The organism is Chryseolinea sp. H1M3-3 (genome assembly GCF_029360725.1).
GTDB lineage: Bacteria > Bacteroidota > Bacteroidia > Cytophagales > Cyclobacteriaceae > Chryseolinea.
The window spans coordinates 425,977-439,009 of record NZ_JARKMY010000001.1; the positions used below are offsets into that span (position 1 = coordinate 425,977).

Here is a 13,033-nt window from a genome sequence, read left to right on the forward strand (position 1 = left end):
AATTTTCGGAGTCAGAAACTTTCATCTATCCCTTTGAAGTGGAATGATCTGCAGACATAGGCTGGTTAGGTTCGAATCCTCTCTACCCGACCATTGAATCTATATATTTCAAATACTTAGCTTAAAAATAGTCACATTGCTCTAATCAAAAATTTCATTTAAAATCAGGTGTATATAAAGTACTGGGATGGGCTCCCTATTTGAAAGGTAGCACCAAAGTAGCACCAAATCTGATCTGTTACGCAAACTCCAAGTATTTCAAAGCGATTCACACAGGGTAGAGTGGTAAAAGATGACTGAAGCGATTTTTGGTTTTCTTGGTGTATTGATTGGCTCAGGTATTACTTGGTTTCAAACTGTTTGGGTGAGAAAGCAAGAGCTGGAACGAAGTGCCAGATACCTTGCAATTCGCATTGCATGCATTCTTGATAAATATGTTGAGGACTGTGCTGCTGTGGTCAGAGATGACGGGCTGTCTTACGGACAGCGCAATGTAGAAGGATGTTTGGAACCGCAAATAAAAGCACCAGGTCCTCCAGTTTATCCAGCTGATGTTGACTGGAAAAGCATTGATCATGAGATGATGTATAAGATTCTGTCCTTTCCTTCGGATGTTGAGGGAGCCGAAGGAATCATTAGCGCAGCTGGAGAGGTTGCAAGCCCCCCTGATTATGAAGAGTGGTTTGAAGAACGTGCATTTTGGTATGCGCAGTTTGGATTAGCAGCGCACGCGTTGGCAGGAGATTTGTCTAAAAAATACGATATTCAAAAGAAAACTTATAAGGACTGGAATCCTGTAACAGAACTTAAAAAGGAGTTGGAGAAACTTCATCAAAGACGCGGGAAAAGATTTGAGAAGTATAAGCAACAAGTAGATAAAGTTTTAAAATCAGTATGAGTTCGTTGACAGCCAGAGAAAAAGCACGATTGGAAAAGTTATTCGATATGGCCGGTGGCTATGTACTACACTTTTCTGACTCAACAATTGCTACATTCTTTTATGATGCTGTTGATATCGATATTCATGATGAAAAGTACTGCGGCAACGGCCGTTCCAAGGCTAAAAAGCTCCGTGAGTTTTGGCGATTAGAAAATGATTATTTAGTAGGGAAAGCTACGCAAGCAATGATTGAAGAGGCAGAAGAAAAGTTGTTTTCTTCATCCTCGTTCTTGACCAGTGTCGATAGAGAAGCGGAGCAAGAAAGGAAACAGCTAATTGAGCCTTGTAAAGCAATTGCTACTCGTCTCCTGTCTGGCCAAGTGAACTTGGACCACCTAAAAAGCACTGCAACAACCTTTGATGCAAAACATTTGGCTGAACAAATCCGCAGAATTGAAAGCTCTATCAACGATGATCCGGCATTAGCAATAGGGACAGCCAAAGAGCTAATTGAAACTTGCTGTAAAACTATTCTTGCTGAGCGTGGCAAGCCTGTTGCAGGCACGCCAGATATTCCAACTCTCACCAAGGCAACATTAAAAGAACTTAACTTGGTTCCAGAGGGTATAAATGAGCAAGCACGTGGTAGTGATGTTATTAAGCGACTACTTCAAAATTTGGGGACTATTGGTAATGGTCTTGCTGAATTGCGTGGTCTGTATGGCACTGGGCACGGAAAAGATGGGAGAGCCACTGGCTTGATGGCACGACATGCTAAGCTGGCTGTTGGTGCCGCGGCGACATTAACTACATTTCTGTTTGATACACATAAGGAGACTCCATGAGAGCTATCGGTGGAGGTTCCGCTTTCTAGTGCCTTTATAAGAATTACTATATAAGGCCATCAGCATTCTATTTAACAATTTCGCCGACAATGTGCTTTATCTCGTCGGTATAAATGCTTTTAACGGATAACCAAGAAGCTAAACTGTCACAAAAACTGATCATTGCGTTTAAGTCTTTTGAGCTAGTTTTTGTATACTCCTCTATAGCTCCCATCTTTAGCACGAAAATGTTATTTGCATATAGACTATCAATCTTTACATCGACATCGGAGCGACGTAGTCGTACTTCATTGACGACTTCGCGTTTTTGCAACTCACAAAGCTTTATATAATAGTCGAGTAAAGGTTTCCAGAGAGACCTCTTTGGCTTTTTCAAGAATTCGGTATCAGATGCGAGAGTGCGATGCAGGAATTCAAGTCTTTGCAGCTGAGGCTCCGCTAAGCTATCAAGTTTTGCTTGTTTCAGAACGCCTTCAACGGCGTCTTTCTCATTTTTCGGAATTATAGTCTGCCCTAAGACTTCTAAATTGAAAACATTATCAAAATCAGCAACAAAGTAGACTTTAAGGCCGAACCCTTCGAAGAATAGCTTCCATTTTTTGAAATTCCCTTTTCCGCCAATATCCAATATCGCGACTTCTTGCGATAAATTTGGCGCTAACTCTTGAAAGACTGCCCGAAAAAAATAACGATCAGTGTCTCCTTCAACGAGTATTACCTTTTTTGCAAAGAAGGCGTACGTTGATCTTGTATTATCTAGAATCTTGATGAGTGTCTTTTGATCAGATCTCAAGGTAGGGGATCTAATTATCGTATAGTTGTCGTCGTCAAGGGCGAACCGCTTCACTCGATCTATTGTCTTTGAGCTAATTAAAGCTTCGGAATGCGTGACAATTATATACTGGCAGTTCTGTTCAGAATTCAATTTTTCAATGATGTCCAGATATTCATGCTGGAATTGATAATGTAAGTGAATTTCAGGCTCATCGATAATTACAACACCACCTTTGAGTTGGCCACGGCCATACGCTTCAAAAATCAAATGAATTATTGCTTTTTGACCTGCACTGAGACTGTTTATATCTCGAAGGATTTTATTTCTCTTTGTATCAATTAGATGGAACGTATAAGACCAATTTGATTTTTTAATAAGGCTTATTTCTACTTTTAAATTTATTAGGGAAAGTTTTTGGTTAATTAAAAGCAGGAACGGTTCTTGATTAGCAATTCTCGTAGCTTCTTGATTATTCACGTTTGTAAATATGAGATCATAATGCCGCTCGGCAATTCTTAGGCGAACAAGATTGAAAATTGGTGGCTCTGCTTGCTCGTTTGAGTTGGCACTTTTTCTAAACTCATTTCGTCTAATTTCTTGAATTTGGTTGGCTGCCTCTTTTGATAGTGAAACTAAAGGTGTAAAGCTGTGATAGTTTCTGTAGCTGCTTATTAGGGTAAATGACTCGTGTAAGTTAGGTAGTTGGTCATTTGTATGATCTTGATTATAAATTTCTATGAGTCGCTTGTAGAAGTCATACCGAACCAGATATTGAAATCCTGGATCACTTTGATTGCCGGTGGTAAATGAGAAAGTCTTATTTGAATCATTCAGTGTGATTTCAATTGTAAAGGTCTTAGTACTGTATCTAAAGTCCAGAGTGCCTAATCCAGAATATAGTCCGGATGCGGCATCCAGCTTACCTTTGTTCTGCTCAAGTATAGTTAAATTGTTCTCGTCAATGTCGTCTAGCGTAATTTGTAATATGATCTTCTGTGGCTGATTTTCAGTGTTCCAATTGGGTTCGAGCCTAAAGCCTTGAAAGCTGTCGTTGTGGTTGTATGCGTGGATTATTTGCTTTTTTTCGTTAGAAACGATGTCATCTTTTTGGGTGTATAATTCTGTATTGATGTTATAGGGGACAAAGAGAACCTTTTTAAAAATGAAGTTTATTACTTCTAGCGCAGTTGATTTGCCGGCGCCATTTTGTCCTATAAGAATATTGAGGCCACTATCAATCGTTATTTTTGGAGCTAGCGAGACATCATCATAATGTCTGAAGCTCAACACATTTGAAATTTGGAGATAGTCGATTTTCATTTTAATTCACTCAACGGGGTCTATATGAATTAGAGTACAATACTGAATTCTAGGATGCTTTTATAGTGGTAATTCAATACGATATTTTATTATCATATTGATATTAATCTAATAATCTGTTGTGCAGCGAACAACAAATCTATTGAAATCTCTTGTGTAGTGTGATACACTACAAAGTATGAGTCGCTTTAAGGATCAGGCAACCGAGGATCTTTGGGAGGGTAAGCCTGTCCGAAGGCTGGATAGGGGCGTCCGTAAGCAAGCGCAACGCCGACTTCAGATTTTAATCGCTGCTGTCAGTCTAGATGATTTGAAAGTACCGCCGAGCAACAAATTGGAAGCATTGAAAGGTGACCGGAAAGGCTACCATTCAATCCGTGTGAACGCGCAGTACAGGCTATGCTTCAAGTGGGCTGAAGATGAAGCAACTGAAATTGAATTTGTGGATTATCATTAAGGAGGAAACGATGGCAAAGAGAGATGTATTTCCGGATCATCCAGGCATTATTCTTAAGGAAGAGTTCTTGGATCAGTTGAATATTAAGCCAGGCACTCTAGCTGCGGCAATTGGCGTATCGAGAGATCGTATTAGCGAAATTGTTAAGGGAAAGCGTGAAATAACTCCCGATACGGCTCTTCGTTTAGCTGCCTTTTTTGACATGTCACCGGACTTCTGGATGAACTTGCAGAACCACTATGATTTAGTTATGGCTGAAAGAAAGTTCAGTGTAAAAGTAGTGAGGGCAATTAAACTGCGTAGCAGATCTATCATACGTCCGCAGGTTGAGCAGCGCGCGTAAATTAACGGAGGAGTTACATTTGGCGTTGCTTTAACCGAGCTTATTTGCTAGGGTAGCACCACGGTAGCACCGGCAAAAAGGATAGACTAAAAACTTCGAATTATTCCATTGAAGATAATTGATTTGAGCTATTTGGGCTGGAAACCTTCGAATCCTCTCTACCCGACCATTTTCCAGACCTTATCTGACATTATCAATCATTATTCTTCAATTGGTTAGACGATTTTTTGTCTTACCCAGAGTACTTCAGTGCTATCCCAAATCAACCGAAAAGGTAGCACCAAAGTAGCACCGGAATGGAGACATAATGTTAAAGACCCGAATCAATTTAACGAAAGAGTATCTCGATAACTACAGCATTCCCAAGCATGGCCGGGTCTATCTATACGATACCAAGGAACGTGGTTTGGTAGCACAGATCACAACGAAAGGCGGAATCAGCTTTTACCTTTACAAAAAGGTCCATGGAAGACCCGAGAGATTTCTACTCGGTCGTTACCCCGATACACCGATTGCCAAAGCCCGAACCAAAGCTTTGGTATATAAAACCATGATTGCCGAAAAGAAGAATCCGCGCCTTGTTGATCCTTCCTTGCGCGGCGAAATGACCTTTGGCCAACTGTTCGATAAGTATTTGACGCTTTATAGCAAGCCGCATAAAAAGTCGTGGGAAAAGGACGAGAAAGAAATCAATCGTTACGTCTCACATTGGAAGAACCGGAAGTTGTCATCCATTACAAACGATGAGGTAACAAGACTTCACAAAAAGATAGGTTCTGATAACGGGAAGTATCAGGCTAATCGCCTCCTGGAACGAATACGTTCAATACATAACAAAGGAATTCGATGGGGAAATTGTTTAACCAATCCCGCCATTGGTATTGACCGCTTTCCTGAAAAGTCCAGAGACCGATTTATTCAGCCAGATGAAATGCCACGCTTTATCGAAGCACTGTCACAGGAAAAGAATAAGACCGTGCAGGACTATTTCTGGATTTTGCTCCTTACGGGCGCACGGCGAACCAATGCAATCATGATGCGTTGGGAGGATCTCAACTTTAACCAGGGCGTTTGGCTTATCCCTGAAACGAAAAATGGAGAATCCGTTACCGTCCCGCTTGTGACCCGGGCTGTCGAACTGCTGAAATCAAGACAAAAGATTAGCGAGTGGGTCTTCCCAAGCGTCAACGACAAAAGCAAACCATTTGATCCGGAAAAGGGCTGGAGGCGAATTCTGAAGCGATCAGGCCTCAAAGATCTTCGCATCCATGATCTTCGTAGAACCTTTGGTAGCTATCAGGCAATCAGTGGAACTAGTCTGCAGATCATCGGAAAAAGTTTAGGGCATAAATCTCAAGAAGCGACAAAGGTGTATGCCCGGTTGAATCTTGATCCTGTTAGGGCGTCGATTGAAAAAGCTACCGAAGTTATGTTTGGACGATGAGGAAGAGCTATCGGTAGGATCAATCGCTAAGCGCGAAGGTTCGCGCGCTGGTAAGGCGTGGACCATAGAATATTTTCTTGGAAGAATCTGCTCAATTTTTTACTTTCATTACAGATTCCTCGACCCACCCGATCCGACGCGATCACTAGCCCACGTGGAATCAAGGTGTTTTGCAAATTTATCTTAGGAGAATCTAAGTCACATGAACGTAGTTGGGATACTTCTCCTTGCTTGTTGATGTTGTTAATATTGACCAATGCCTTGCATAAGCCGATGTTGGGCGTACATTGAAGCCTTCAGACTTTTTTAGACGACGTCCAATCCGGCATAGGCTATTTTACTTTAGTAATTATAAATTGTCAGAACTCACTTATTACTATGGCGATACGCAAGACTAACGTTATCTTATTTTTGATTGGGATATCTCTCCTAATCATTCAAGTCATCTGGATTTTCTATGACTTCGACGACATTGTACAAGCCTTTGCAATTTTACCCGACGACTTTGATTACGGTTATAGTAGCGCACAATTTTCAGAGGAAGTGAAAGCACTTCTGAAAGATGGTAATCAAAAAGTCATTGCCAATAGGGAGAGTTACAGCACCTACTTTTTTTGGCATGAGATAGCTGGTTGGCTAAGCTTTGCTATGACGGCCAGCATAACTATCGTGACTGGTAGTTTTAGCCTAAGGCAACCGAGCACTGATACACAGGATAGCAACAAGCCTGGACGATTTTACTTGTTGGGTTTTTTAGCAGCAGTGGCGTCGGTTTGTACTCTGCTTTCATCAAAACTTAATGATGGCGCAATGCTGCATAAGTCAAAAGCCCAAGAGTTGGTAACTGAGATAGCATCGCTAACGGAAAAATTAAAAAACGATCCGAGCCAAGAATCGAATATAATTCTTGAACTGCGTAACCTCATAGTAGAATGACGAGATGGACGACATTAGTATTATTTACCCTATTTTCAGGATGCAAATCAGGTGATACCGAAAACGAGTATCCCATGGATTTTCTGGGATTTCGCGACGCTACAACTACAAGAGCCCTCGTAGTGAAAGCAATTAATAGAGCAAACGAAATTTTACAATACAAAGGAAAGTATGTCTTAATTCCCAGTTGGATCGCCACAGGATTTGTTTCGGACAGTACACCAGGGGAACGAATAACTGTCTATCTTCTTCGGCCTAAAGGTCAATTTTCCACTCACGAGAAAGAAAAAACTGTACTCGATAGTTTTTCAGCAGTCATTAAAGGTACGCAACCAAATCCCCAAGCGATTGATTGTCCAGACACCAGCGAATGCGTTCATGAAATGTATAAAGGTTCAAACATTGGAAAAGTTGTCGCGAATATATTGAGTCTACATGCGACTTTACAGCTTGCGAAAATAAAAGTAGATCGTAACTACGTCGCATTAATTGATGGAGACGTACAACGGTTCCAGCTATTATTTGGAAAAGGCCTGGAGGGCGAACAAGCCGTTCCGTTTTTTGAGTACTTTCTTGCAATAATACTATTACATGAAGTCGGGCATCTTGATCAATCTTTTCAATTGGATTCGTTGGCTTTACCTGCAGAAGCAAAACTTATTTATAATGATTACTTGAGTTTTTTAAACGATGCCAAAAAAGAAGAAGCGCGAGCTGATGCGTATGCGTCGAATGCAATAGTGGAAGTCGGCGGACTCGATACCGCGACAATTGCGCTATACATCCCCTTTCAAGGAGTACTTGCCTACGGCTATTACTTGTTCGATAAATCCCAGGGTGGTATCTGTCGTCACTATTTTGATCCTACAGAAGAACATCCAAATTTTGAAATGCGATATCGAGCGATGTATTTAATTCTTCAACCTGACTCAAGAATAGTCCAGAATCTGATGAGTAATTACCTTCTAAACCGCCGGGCCATAATGAACAAGACCTATACGTCAGAGAACAAAGAATGTACAATATTATCTCGGTAAGGCGAGGTGGTTGCAAAGTTTACCGCAGGGACGATTCCTTTCGAATTTTCTCCCTTTGCTGCATTCTTTTTAAATACCAATGGATCTTAAACTTGCTACCGCTGATTGAGCGATGATGAGGTGCTTGCCAGGTTCCGAGTAGCCACCTTTCCCCTACAATTGACGGTCGTTGTCTTTTTGTAAGGCGAGCTATCGACTAACTTTTATAGTAAGCAGCGCTTAGGAAAATGTCTGATGAAACAAATGATAACGACCCGCATGGCGAAGCTTGAATTTCAATATATTAATGGTTTCAAAGGAAGCATGACGCATGGCTTATCGATTTTTACCGGATAGAATTCACCGAACCCTAATATCAAACGGATGTCTTCAACTTGATCAGGTAGACGAGCTTTATCCACCGTTAAAACTATTCGCTCCTGACGACACTGGAATATGGCTCATCGTCAAAGTCATGAAACATAATCCTAACATCGGCTATGGCTTAATCGATATCGGACAGGGCAATCCCCACCAAGGGTATATCGATCTTCAACTGCTGGGAGGCGTCCGAGGAAAAATGGGATTGCCAATTGAACGTGATGTAGACTTTGTTGCTAAATACCCACAATGGGTATATGTTACAGCTTCAACTTTCGATGGGAAATACACTGAAAACGAGACCATATTGTCAGGCGTCTTCGCACTTAAAACCATTTCGCCGACAATTGTCTATCCAAAACCATCTCTCAACTAATCCTATTTGGCCCTATGCAACTTACTTGTTGATGCTGTTGCCTAGATAAAATATCTTCGTTAACCCTATCGATAGTATCTTTTTACAAACCGTTAAAGACAAATAATAGCCATTTCGCCGTGGCCTTTCGTCGTGTTGTTTTATACAGGTCACTTTGCCGATAACGGTTATTACCCAATCAAGAATTTTCGCCTCGCTGCCGCGATTCCCCGCTAAGCAAATTCCTGTTGGTCACGCGCTCTTTTTATCGGCGTTGCCATTCCCTGTTAACAACACTAACAGAAAGGCAATTGAAATGATGTTATTTACTTCTCAACAAAAACAGAAACTTCTTTTCAATGGAAGAGAAGAGAACAGAGGGAAAGACCATCATCCCGTAGTCAAGCTGTTTCTTCCTGGCACGGCTTGCACTTGGCTCTTGACGGAACTTGATCCGGAAGATCCGGATATCGCTTTCGGCCTGTGCGACCTGGGCATGGGATTTCCTGAGCTCGGTTCGGTTTACCTGCCTGAACTTCTCGAACTGCGAACGCCCTTCAAAGTTGAACGTGATCTTCACTTCGACGGTGAGTATTCGATCAGTGTCTATGCACGAGCGGCATCCGCCGTCGAGTGCATTACCGAAGACCCGATCCGTCTTAAAGCAGCCGCGTTAAAACCATAACATCCAAAAGCCCCGCTCACACAAGCGGGGCTTTTTATGAATTCATAATCAGACGCAACTTATGCCGGGCAAAAGCGACATTTATTCTATTAGGTCTTGTGACTATCGTCCTTGCGGTTGTGTTGGGCGTAAGTGGTAGCTTATAATGCGTACACTTTTAATCATCGAGCTCTTGAGATAGGTTATGGCATATCATACATCACAACTCATGCGCTAACATTATTTGTTATTATTATATGCCCATTTAATTGACATTTTCTTACCTCACTATTAATACAAAATTGGTGTTTAGCAAAGTCATGCGACACGATTCACTGACAAAATATTCATTTCATTTTTTACATGGAGGCTTGCCGATGAAAGGCAAAAACGAATCAGAACAACTCCTCAATCGAAAAGAAGCTGCACGATATCTGAATGTCTCGCCTGGAACCTTGGCCGTCTGGGATTGTACAAAGCGATACAATCTAAAGCCGCTGAAGGTTGGGCGATCTGTTCGTTATCGTAAATCGCATCTCGACAAATTTCTTGAGGGTCAACTGACGACCTGACAAGAAACGGGGAAGGAAAGTTGTTCGAGAACTTTCCTTCCCCTGAATCCAAGATCCACCAATGCAACTTTGAAGGGCTTCATCAATGAATATTGAAAACGCTAAAACTGTAGCACTATCTGACATATTAAGCAAGATCGGCTTCGAACCGAGCAAGCAAAACGACACAGAGGCTTGGTATTACTCGCCTTTTCGCAAGGAAAAGACACCGAGTTTCAAGGTCAATCTCAAGAAGAACATCTGGCATGATTTCGGGGAAGGGGTCGGGGGCGACATCATAAACTTCGCCTGCGTCTATCTGGAGAAATCCAATGAAAACTGCACGGTCTCCGATGCATTACGCTTTATTGAAAACATATCCGGAAATGCACCGCGCATTGCTCCTGTAAAGACTGGCGATGATGGCCCGTGCGACGAGAAACTCTCGATCATCAGTGTTAAGAAGATCGCGCATCCGGCGTTGATCGCTTATCTCGATAAACGCGGTATCCAGGTGGAGTTCGCCAAACCTGTACTGGATGAGGTACGGGTGAAGAACAACAAAACGAGGAATTCGATGTTCGCCCTCGGGATCAAGAACGTAGATGGCGGATATGATCTTCGGAATCCATTCTTCAAAGGTTGCGTCGGTCCTAAAACGATCAGTTTCCTTCGCGGTACTATCGCAAAGCCGAATGGCCTTCACATCTTCGAAGGCTTCATGGATTATTTGTCGATTATCACGGACATCAAAAAAGATAAACTGGAGGATGACACGATCATTCTTAATTCGTTGTCGTGTATTGAGCACGCGACGCCTTACATCAAAGGTTACGGTTACAAAACAGTCTGGACGTACCTGGACAATGATAAGGCGGGTGAAAAGGCGTTAAAATCCCTCGATGAGTTCTTTAAGACGGAAGAGGGCCTTGTGCACCGTCCGATGAACGAATCCTACCGGGAGGATAAGGACGTTAACGCGTGGCATATGCGCAATCTGGGCTTGACGTTGGAGGCCTAGGAAATGTCAATCAACATCGAACCCCAGTCTAAGGTAACGGAAGTTGAGCTCATCTATCGAGGTAAGACGAAAGTTTCCGAAAGGCCAAAGATCACCTGCTCCAGGGAAGCTCATAACCTTTTCCAACGCAGTTGGGATATCAATCGGATAGAATTGGTCGAGCAGTTTAAAATCTTACTGCTCGACCGTCGTAACGCCTGCATCGGGATCGCAGAGATATCGACAGGCGGGATTGCCGGTTGTGTCGCCGATCCGAAGATTATCTTTGCGACGGCGTTGAAGGCAAGGGCATCCGGCATTATCCTTGCCCATAATCATCCCTCCGGAAACTTGGCGCCTAGCCAAGCCGATATTGAACTGACCAAGAAGCTCGTTTATGCGGGAAACATGCTTGATTTGGTTGTCCCTGACCATTTGATCGAGACGAAAGAAGGATACTATTCGTTTTCCGACCAAGGGATGATGCCGAGCCCAAGTTAAATGGAAGGTAGCCACCGTTATCATAACGGTGGCTCTTTACTTCTAAAGATAGTCAACGTTAATCCACACCATGCTCCATCCAACGAGATTGCACTAGGCCTATTGGCGCTAACATTTCACTAGTTCGATGATTAGTTTTGAATCATGAAGCATACATGGAAAAAGAGATACAACGCGGCATTTGGCGTCCATCTTAAGCAGTTGAGACTTTCAAAAAAAATCACGCAGGGAATGCTGTCGAGTAAAAGCGGTGTATCAGTCAGCCATATCTCGCGGATCGAACGAGGAGAAAAAGGCGTAGGCTTGACGACCATCCGCGACTTGGCGATAGGTCTGAAACTTCATCCAAGCGCGTTGCTTGATTTTAAATTCGAACTTAAGGACGTTGATTTTAAGTCCCTATAAATGAAAAAAGGAACCACCTCTATGAGCGGTTCCCCTGGGCTCCCTCGAAATATTTTATTCAAAGATAGCAGATTTCATAAATGCCTTTCTGGTTAGACAGAGAGGTATTTTTCGGGCGGGCATCTTCCCAAAGCCTGGAGTAGAAAATTTGAAGATCAAGCAGGAAAAATTCTATAATAGGAAAAATCACCGTTTCTCGCTCTTTCAACTTTATCAAATCCCTGGAGGGATGAACAATATTTTCCTGTAATACTTGTCTCCGAGAAGACCCTGAAAATAGAGAAGCATGTTCAGACGCTTTATTTTTGACACGTGCTCGCTCTTTATCTCAAAGACAATGCATTCTTCTTTCGGTGGCAATGTGAACCCGTCTGTAATATTTTCCAGCCAATAGTCTTTATGACGAACCAAACCGCTTTTTGCCAATTCTTTTACGACTTCACGGAGTACATGAAGGGAGGAATTGCTTTTTGGCGGGGATGTCTCAAGTTCGAATGCAGAACGATTGATAATGGCTGTGCCTTGTCCAGCATTGCGAATCCTTACCTGCCATGTTGCGCAGAACTCCTTGCTGTCGGGCCCAAGTTCCTTTGTCGCGTACATCGTTTTATATCCAATGCGAGGACGAAGCCCTAAAACAAATTGATGCCGGACAACCAAAGCCCCAAGAAGCGTCACAAATAGCGATGCCGAAGATTCCGTATCAAGCATTTTAAAAGACAGGAATCGTGTCGGCTTGATGTTGAATAGTGCCAAATTTTCTTGGAGAATTGAATACAGTGTAAGAATAAAAAGAACAACAGTCAGGACGACCAGAAATGTAAGTAACGGATCAAACGACCACACCGCTCGTTGTGGCCTTGAATAATCCTGACTGTTACTTTCTGCCTTTGTAATTTTCGGCCTCTCACATCATTTAGTGACTGCATCCGATGACGCATTCCATACTACCAGTGTTTGTAAGAATATGGGATTTCATAGGGGGAGTCAAGACCGGCACATCGAGTTCGAGTTCTTTTTCAATATCGTCCATCCGATAGTGTGCGCTGCCGGATAACAATGTTGTAGAGCTTGCCTCGCTGTGAAAATGCTCAAAGGTTTCGTTTGGTTCGAGAATGATCTTTGCCATGATTTTTTTGCTTTTAGGTGAATAATTAAAA

Annotated in this window: 16 protein-coding genes; 13 read left to right on the top strand and 3 right to left on the bottom strand. The window is 42.4% G+C overall.

Annotation, left to right across the window (positions count from 1 at the left end; genetic code table 11):
• The first annotated feature begins 292 nt into the window (after nt 1-292).
• Both P2W71_RS01680 and P2W71_RS01685 read left to right on the top strand, forming a co-directional pair.
• Complete coding sequence (locus P2W71_RS01680; protein ID WP_276366185.1) at nt 293-898, top strand: hypothetical protein; 606 nt, start codon at nt 293-295, stop codon at nt 896-898.
• Nucleotides 895-1,725 (top strand): abortive infection family protein, encoded by an 831-nt coding sequence (locus tag P2W71_RS01685; RefSeq protein ID WP_276366188.1) that lies wholly within the window; start codon nt 895-897, stop codon nt 1,723-1,725. The genes P2W71_RS01680 and P2W71_RS01685 overlap by 4 nt, the downstream gene beginning before the upstream one ends.
• Before the next feature lie 67 nt (nt 1,726-1,792).
• Here P2W71_RS01685 and P2W71_RS01690 read toward each other — a convergent pair whose 3' ends face one another.
• On the bottom strand, nt 1,793-3,820 hold the full coding sequence (locus tag P2W71_RS01690) for an AAA family ATPase (protein WP_276366191.1): 2,028 nt from the start codon (nt 3,818-3,820) through the stop codon (nt 1,793-1,795).
• A gap of 178 nt (nt 3,821-3,998) precedes the next feature.
• Here P2W71_RS01690 and P2W71_RS01695 point away from each other — a divergent pair, with 178 nt between their 5' ends.
• The 11 genes from P2W71_RS01695 (at nt 3,999) to P2W71_RS01745 (ending at nt 11,873) form a co-directional block, all read left to right on the top strand.
• Nucleotides 3,999-4,277, top strand: coding sequence for a type II toxin-antitoxin system RelE/ParE family toxin (locus tag P2W71_RS01695; protein WP_276366194.1), 279 nt, complete (start codon nt 3,999-4,001; stop codon nt 4,275-4,277).
• Nucleotides 4,240-4,620, top strand: a complete 381-nt coding sequence (locus tag P2W71_RS01700) for a HigA family addiction module antitoxin (protein WP_276366197.1) — start codon at nt 4,240-4,242, stop codon at nt 4,618-4,620. Before P2W71_RS01695 ends, P2W71_RS01700 begins: the two co-directional genes overlap by 38 nt.
• Nucleotides 4,621-4,927: 307 nt before the next feature.
• Nucleotides 4,928-6,064 (top strand): site-specific integrase, encoded by a 1,137-nt coding sequence (locus tag P2W71_RS01705; RefSeq protein WP_276366200.1) that lies wholly within the window; start codon nt 4,928-4,930, stop codon nt 6,062-6,064.
• A gap of 378 nt (nt 6,065-6,442) precedes the next feature.
• Nucleotides 6,443-7,000 (top strand): hypothetical protein, encoded by a 558-nt coding sequence (locus P2W71_RS01710; protein ID WP_276366203.1) that lies wholly within the window; start codon nt 6,443-6,445, stop codon nt 6,998-7,000.
• Entirely contained in the window at nt 6,997-8,037 is a 1,041-nt protein-coding gene (locus tag P2W71_RS01715) for a hypothetical protein (protein ID WP_276366206.1), read from the top strand. The genes P2W71_RS01710 and P2W71_RS01715 overlap by 4 nt, the downstream gene beginning before the upstream one ends.
• A 310-nt stretch (nt 8,038-8,347) precedes the next feature.
• The gene (locus tag P2W71_RS01720) at nt 8,348-8,773 is read left to right on the top strand and encodes a DUF2958 domain-containing protein (RefSeq protein ID WP_276366208.1); all 426 of its coding nucleotides are present in this window, start codon (nt 8,348-8,350) and stop codon (nt 8,771-8,773) included.
• A 289-nt stretch (nt 8,774-9,062) separates the two neighbouring features.
• The gene (locus P2W71_RS01725) at nt 9,063-9,437 is read left to right on the top strand and encodes a DUF2958 domain-containing protein (RefSeq protein ID WP_346659951.1); all 375 of its coding nucleotides are present in this window, start codon (nt 9,063-9,065) and stop codon (nt 9,435-9,437) included.
• Nucleotides 9,438-9,736: 299 nt separating this feature from the next.
• Nucleotides 9,737-9,988 carry a helix-turn-helix domain-containing protein gene (locus tag P2W71_RS01730; RefSeq protein ID WP_276366214.1) on the top strand — a complete coding sequence of 84 codons (252 nt, stop codon included), beginning with the start codon at nt 9,737-9,739 and terminating at the stop codon, nt 9,986-9,988.
• Nucleotides 9,989-10,073: 85 nt separating this feature from the next.
• Nucleotides 10,074-10,988, top strand: a complete 915-nt coding sequence (locus P2W71_RS01735) for a toprim domain-containing protein (RefSeq protein ID WP_276366216.1) — start codon at nt 10,074-10,076, stop codon at nt 10,986-10,988.
• Between the two features lie 3 nt (nt 10,989-10,991).
• Entirely contained in the window at nt 10,992-11,468 is a 477-nt protein-coding gene (locus tag P2W71_RS01740) for a JAB domain-containing protein (protein ID WP_276366219.1), read from the top strand.
• A 144-nt stretch (nt 11,469-11,612) separates the two neighbouring features.
• Entirely contained in the window at nt 11,613-11,873 is a 261-nt protein-coding gene (locus tag P2W71_RS01745; RefSeq protein WP_276366222.1) for a helix-turn-helix transcriptional regulator, read from the top strand.
• 213 nt (nt 11,874-12,086) lie between these two features.
• Here the strand turns inward: P2W71_RS01745 and P2W71_RS01750 are convergent, their stop codons facing one another.
• Both P2W71_RS01750 and P2W71_RS01755 read right to left on the bottom strand, forming a co-directional pair.
• Nucleotides 12,087-12,584: a hypothetical protein gene (locus P2W71_RS01750; RefSeq protein ID WP_276366224.1), complete on the bottom strand. Its 498-nt coding sequence runs from the start codon at nt 12,582-12,584 to the stop codon at nt 12,087-12,089.
• Nucleotides 12,585-12,789: 205 nt separating this feature from the next.
• The gene (locus P2W71_RS01755) at nt 12,790-13,002 is read right to left on the bottom strand and encodes a hypothetical protein (protein WP_276366227.1); all 213 of its coding nucleotides are present in this window, start codon (nt 13,000-13,002) and stop codon (nt 12,790-12,792) included.
• Nucleotides 13,003-13,033: the final 31 nt, after the last annotated feature.

What these genes read in the sequence shown, in the direction of transcription:
- P2W71_RS01750 (WP_276366224.1), bottom strand. Translation starts at nt 12,584, where the DNA reads ATGCTTGATACGGAATCTTCGGCATCGCTATTTGTGACGCTTCTTGGG.
- P2W71_RS01710 (WP_276366203.1), top strand. Translation starts at nt 6,443, where the DNA reads ATGGCGATACGCAAGACTAACGTTATCTTATTTTTGATTGGGATATCT.
- P2W71_RS01735 (WP_276366216.1), top strand. Translation starts at nt 10,074, where the DNA reads ATGAATATTGAAAACGCTAAAACTGTAGCACTATCTGACATATTAAGC.
- P2W71_RS01715 (WP_276366206.1), top strand. Translation starts at nt 6,997, where the DNA reads ATGACGAGATGGACGACATTAGTATTATTTACCCTATTTTCAGGATGC.
- P2W71_RS01745 (WP_276366222.1), top strand. Translation starts at nt 11,613, where the DNA reads ATGAAGCATACATGGAAAAAGAGATACAACGCGGCATTTGGCGTCCAT.
- P2W71_RS01705 (WP_276366200.1), top strand. Translation starts at nt 4,928, where the DNA reads ATGTTAAAGACCCGAATCAATTTAACGAAAGAGTATCTCGATAACTAC.
- P2W71_RS01680 (WP_276366185.1), top strand. Translation starts at nt 293, where the DNA reads ATGACTGAAGCGATTTTTGGTTTTCTTGGTGTATTGATTGGCTCAGGT.
- P2W71_RS01755 (WP_276366227.1), bottom strand. Translation starts at nt 13,002, where the DNA reads ATGGCAAAGATCATTCTCGAACCAAACGAAACCTTTGAGCATTTTCAC.
- P2W71_RS01730 (WP_276366214.1), top strand. Translation starts at nt 9,737, where the DNA reads ATGCGACACGATTCACTGACAAAATATTCATTTCATTTTTTACATGGA.
- P2W71_RS01685 (WP_276366188.1), top strand. Translation starts at nt 895, where the DNA reads ATGAGTTCGTTGACAGCCAGAGAAAAAGCACGATTGGAAAAGTTATTC.
- P2W71_RS01695 (WP_276366194.1), top strand. Translation starts at nt 3,999, where the DNA reads ATGAGTCGCTTTAAGGATCAGGCAACCGAGGATCTTTGGGAGGGTAAG.
- P2W71_RS01690 (WP_276366191.1), bottom strand. Translation starts at nt 3,820, where the DNA reads ATGAAAATCGACTATCTCCAAATTTCAAATGTGTTGAGCTTCAGACAT.
- P2W71_RS01740 (WP_276366219.1), top strand. Translation starts at nt 10,992, where the DNA reads ATGTCAATCAACATCGAACCCCAGTCTAAGGTAACGGAAGTTGAGCTC.
- P2W71_RS01700 (WP_276366197.1), top strand. Translation starts at nt 4,240, where the DNA reads ATGAAGCAACTGAAATTGAATTTGTGGATTATCATTAAGGAGGAAACG.
- P2W71_RS01720 (WP_276366208.1), top strand. Translation starts at nt 8,348, where the DNA reads ATGGCTTATCGATTTTTACCGGATAGAATTCACCGAACCCTAATATCA.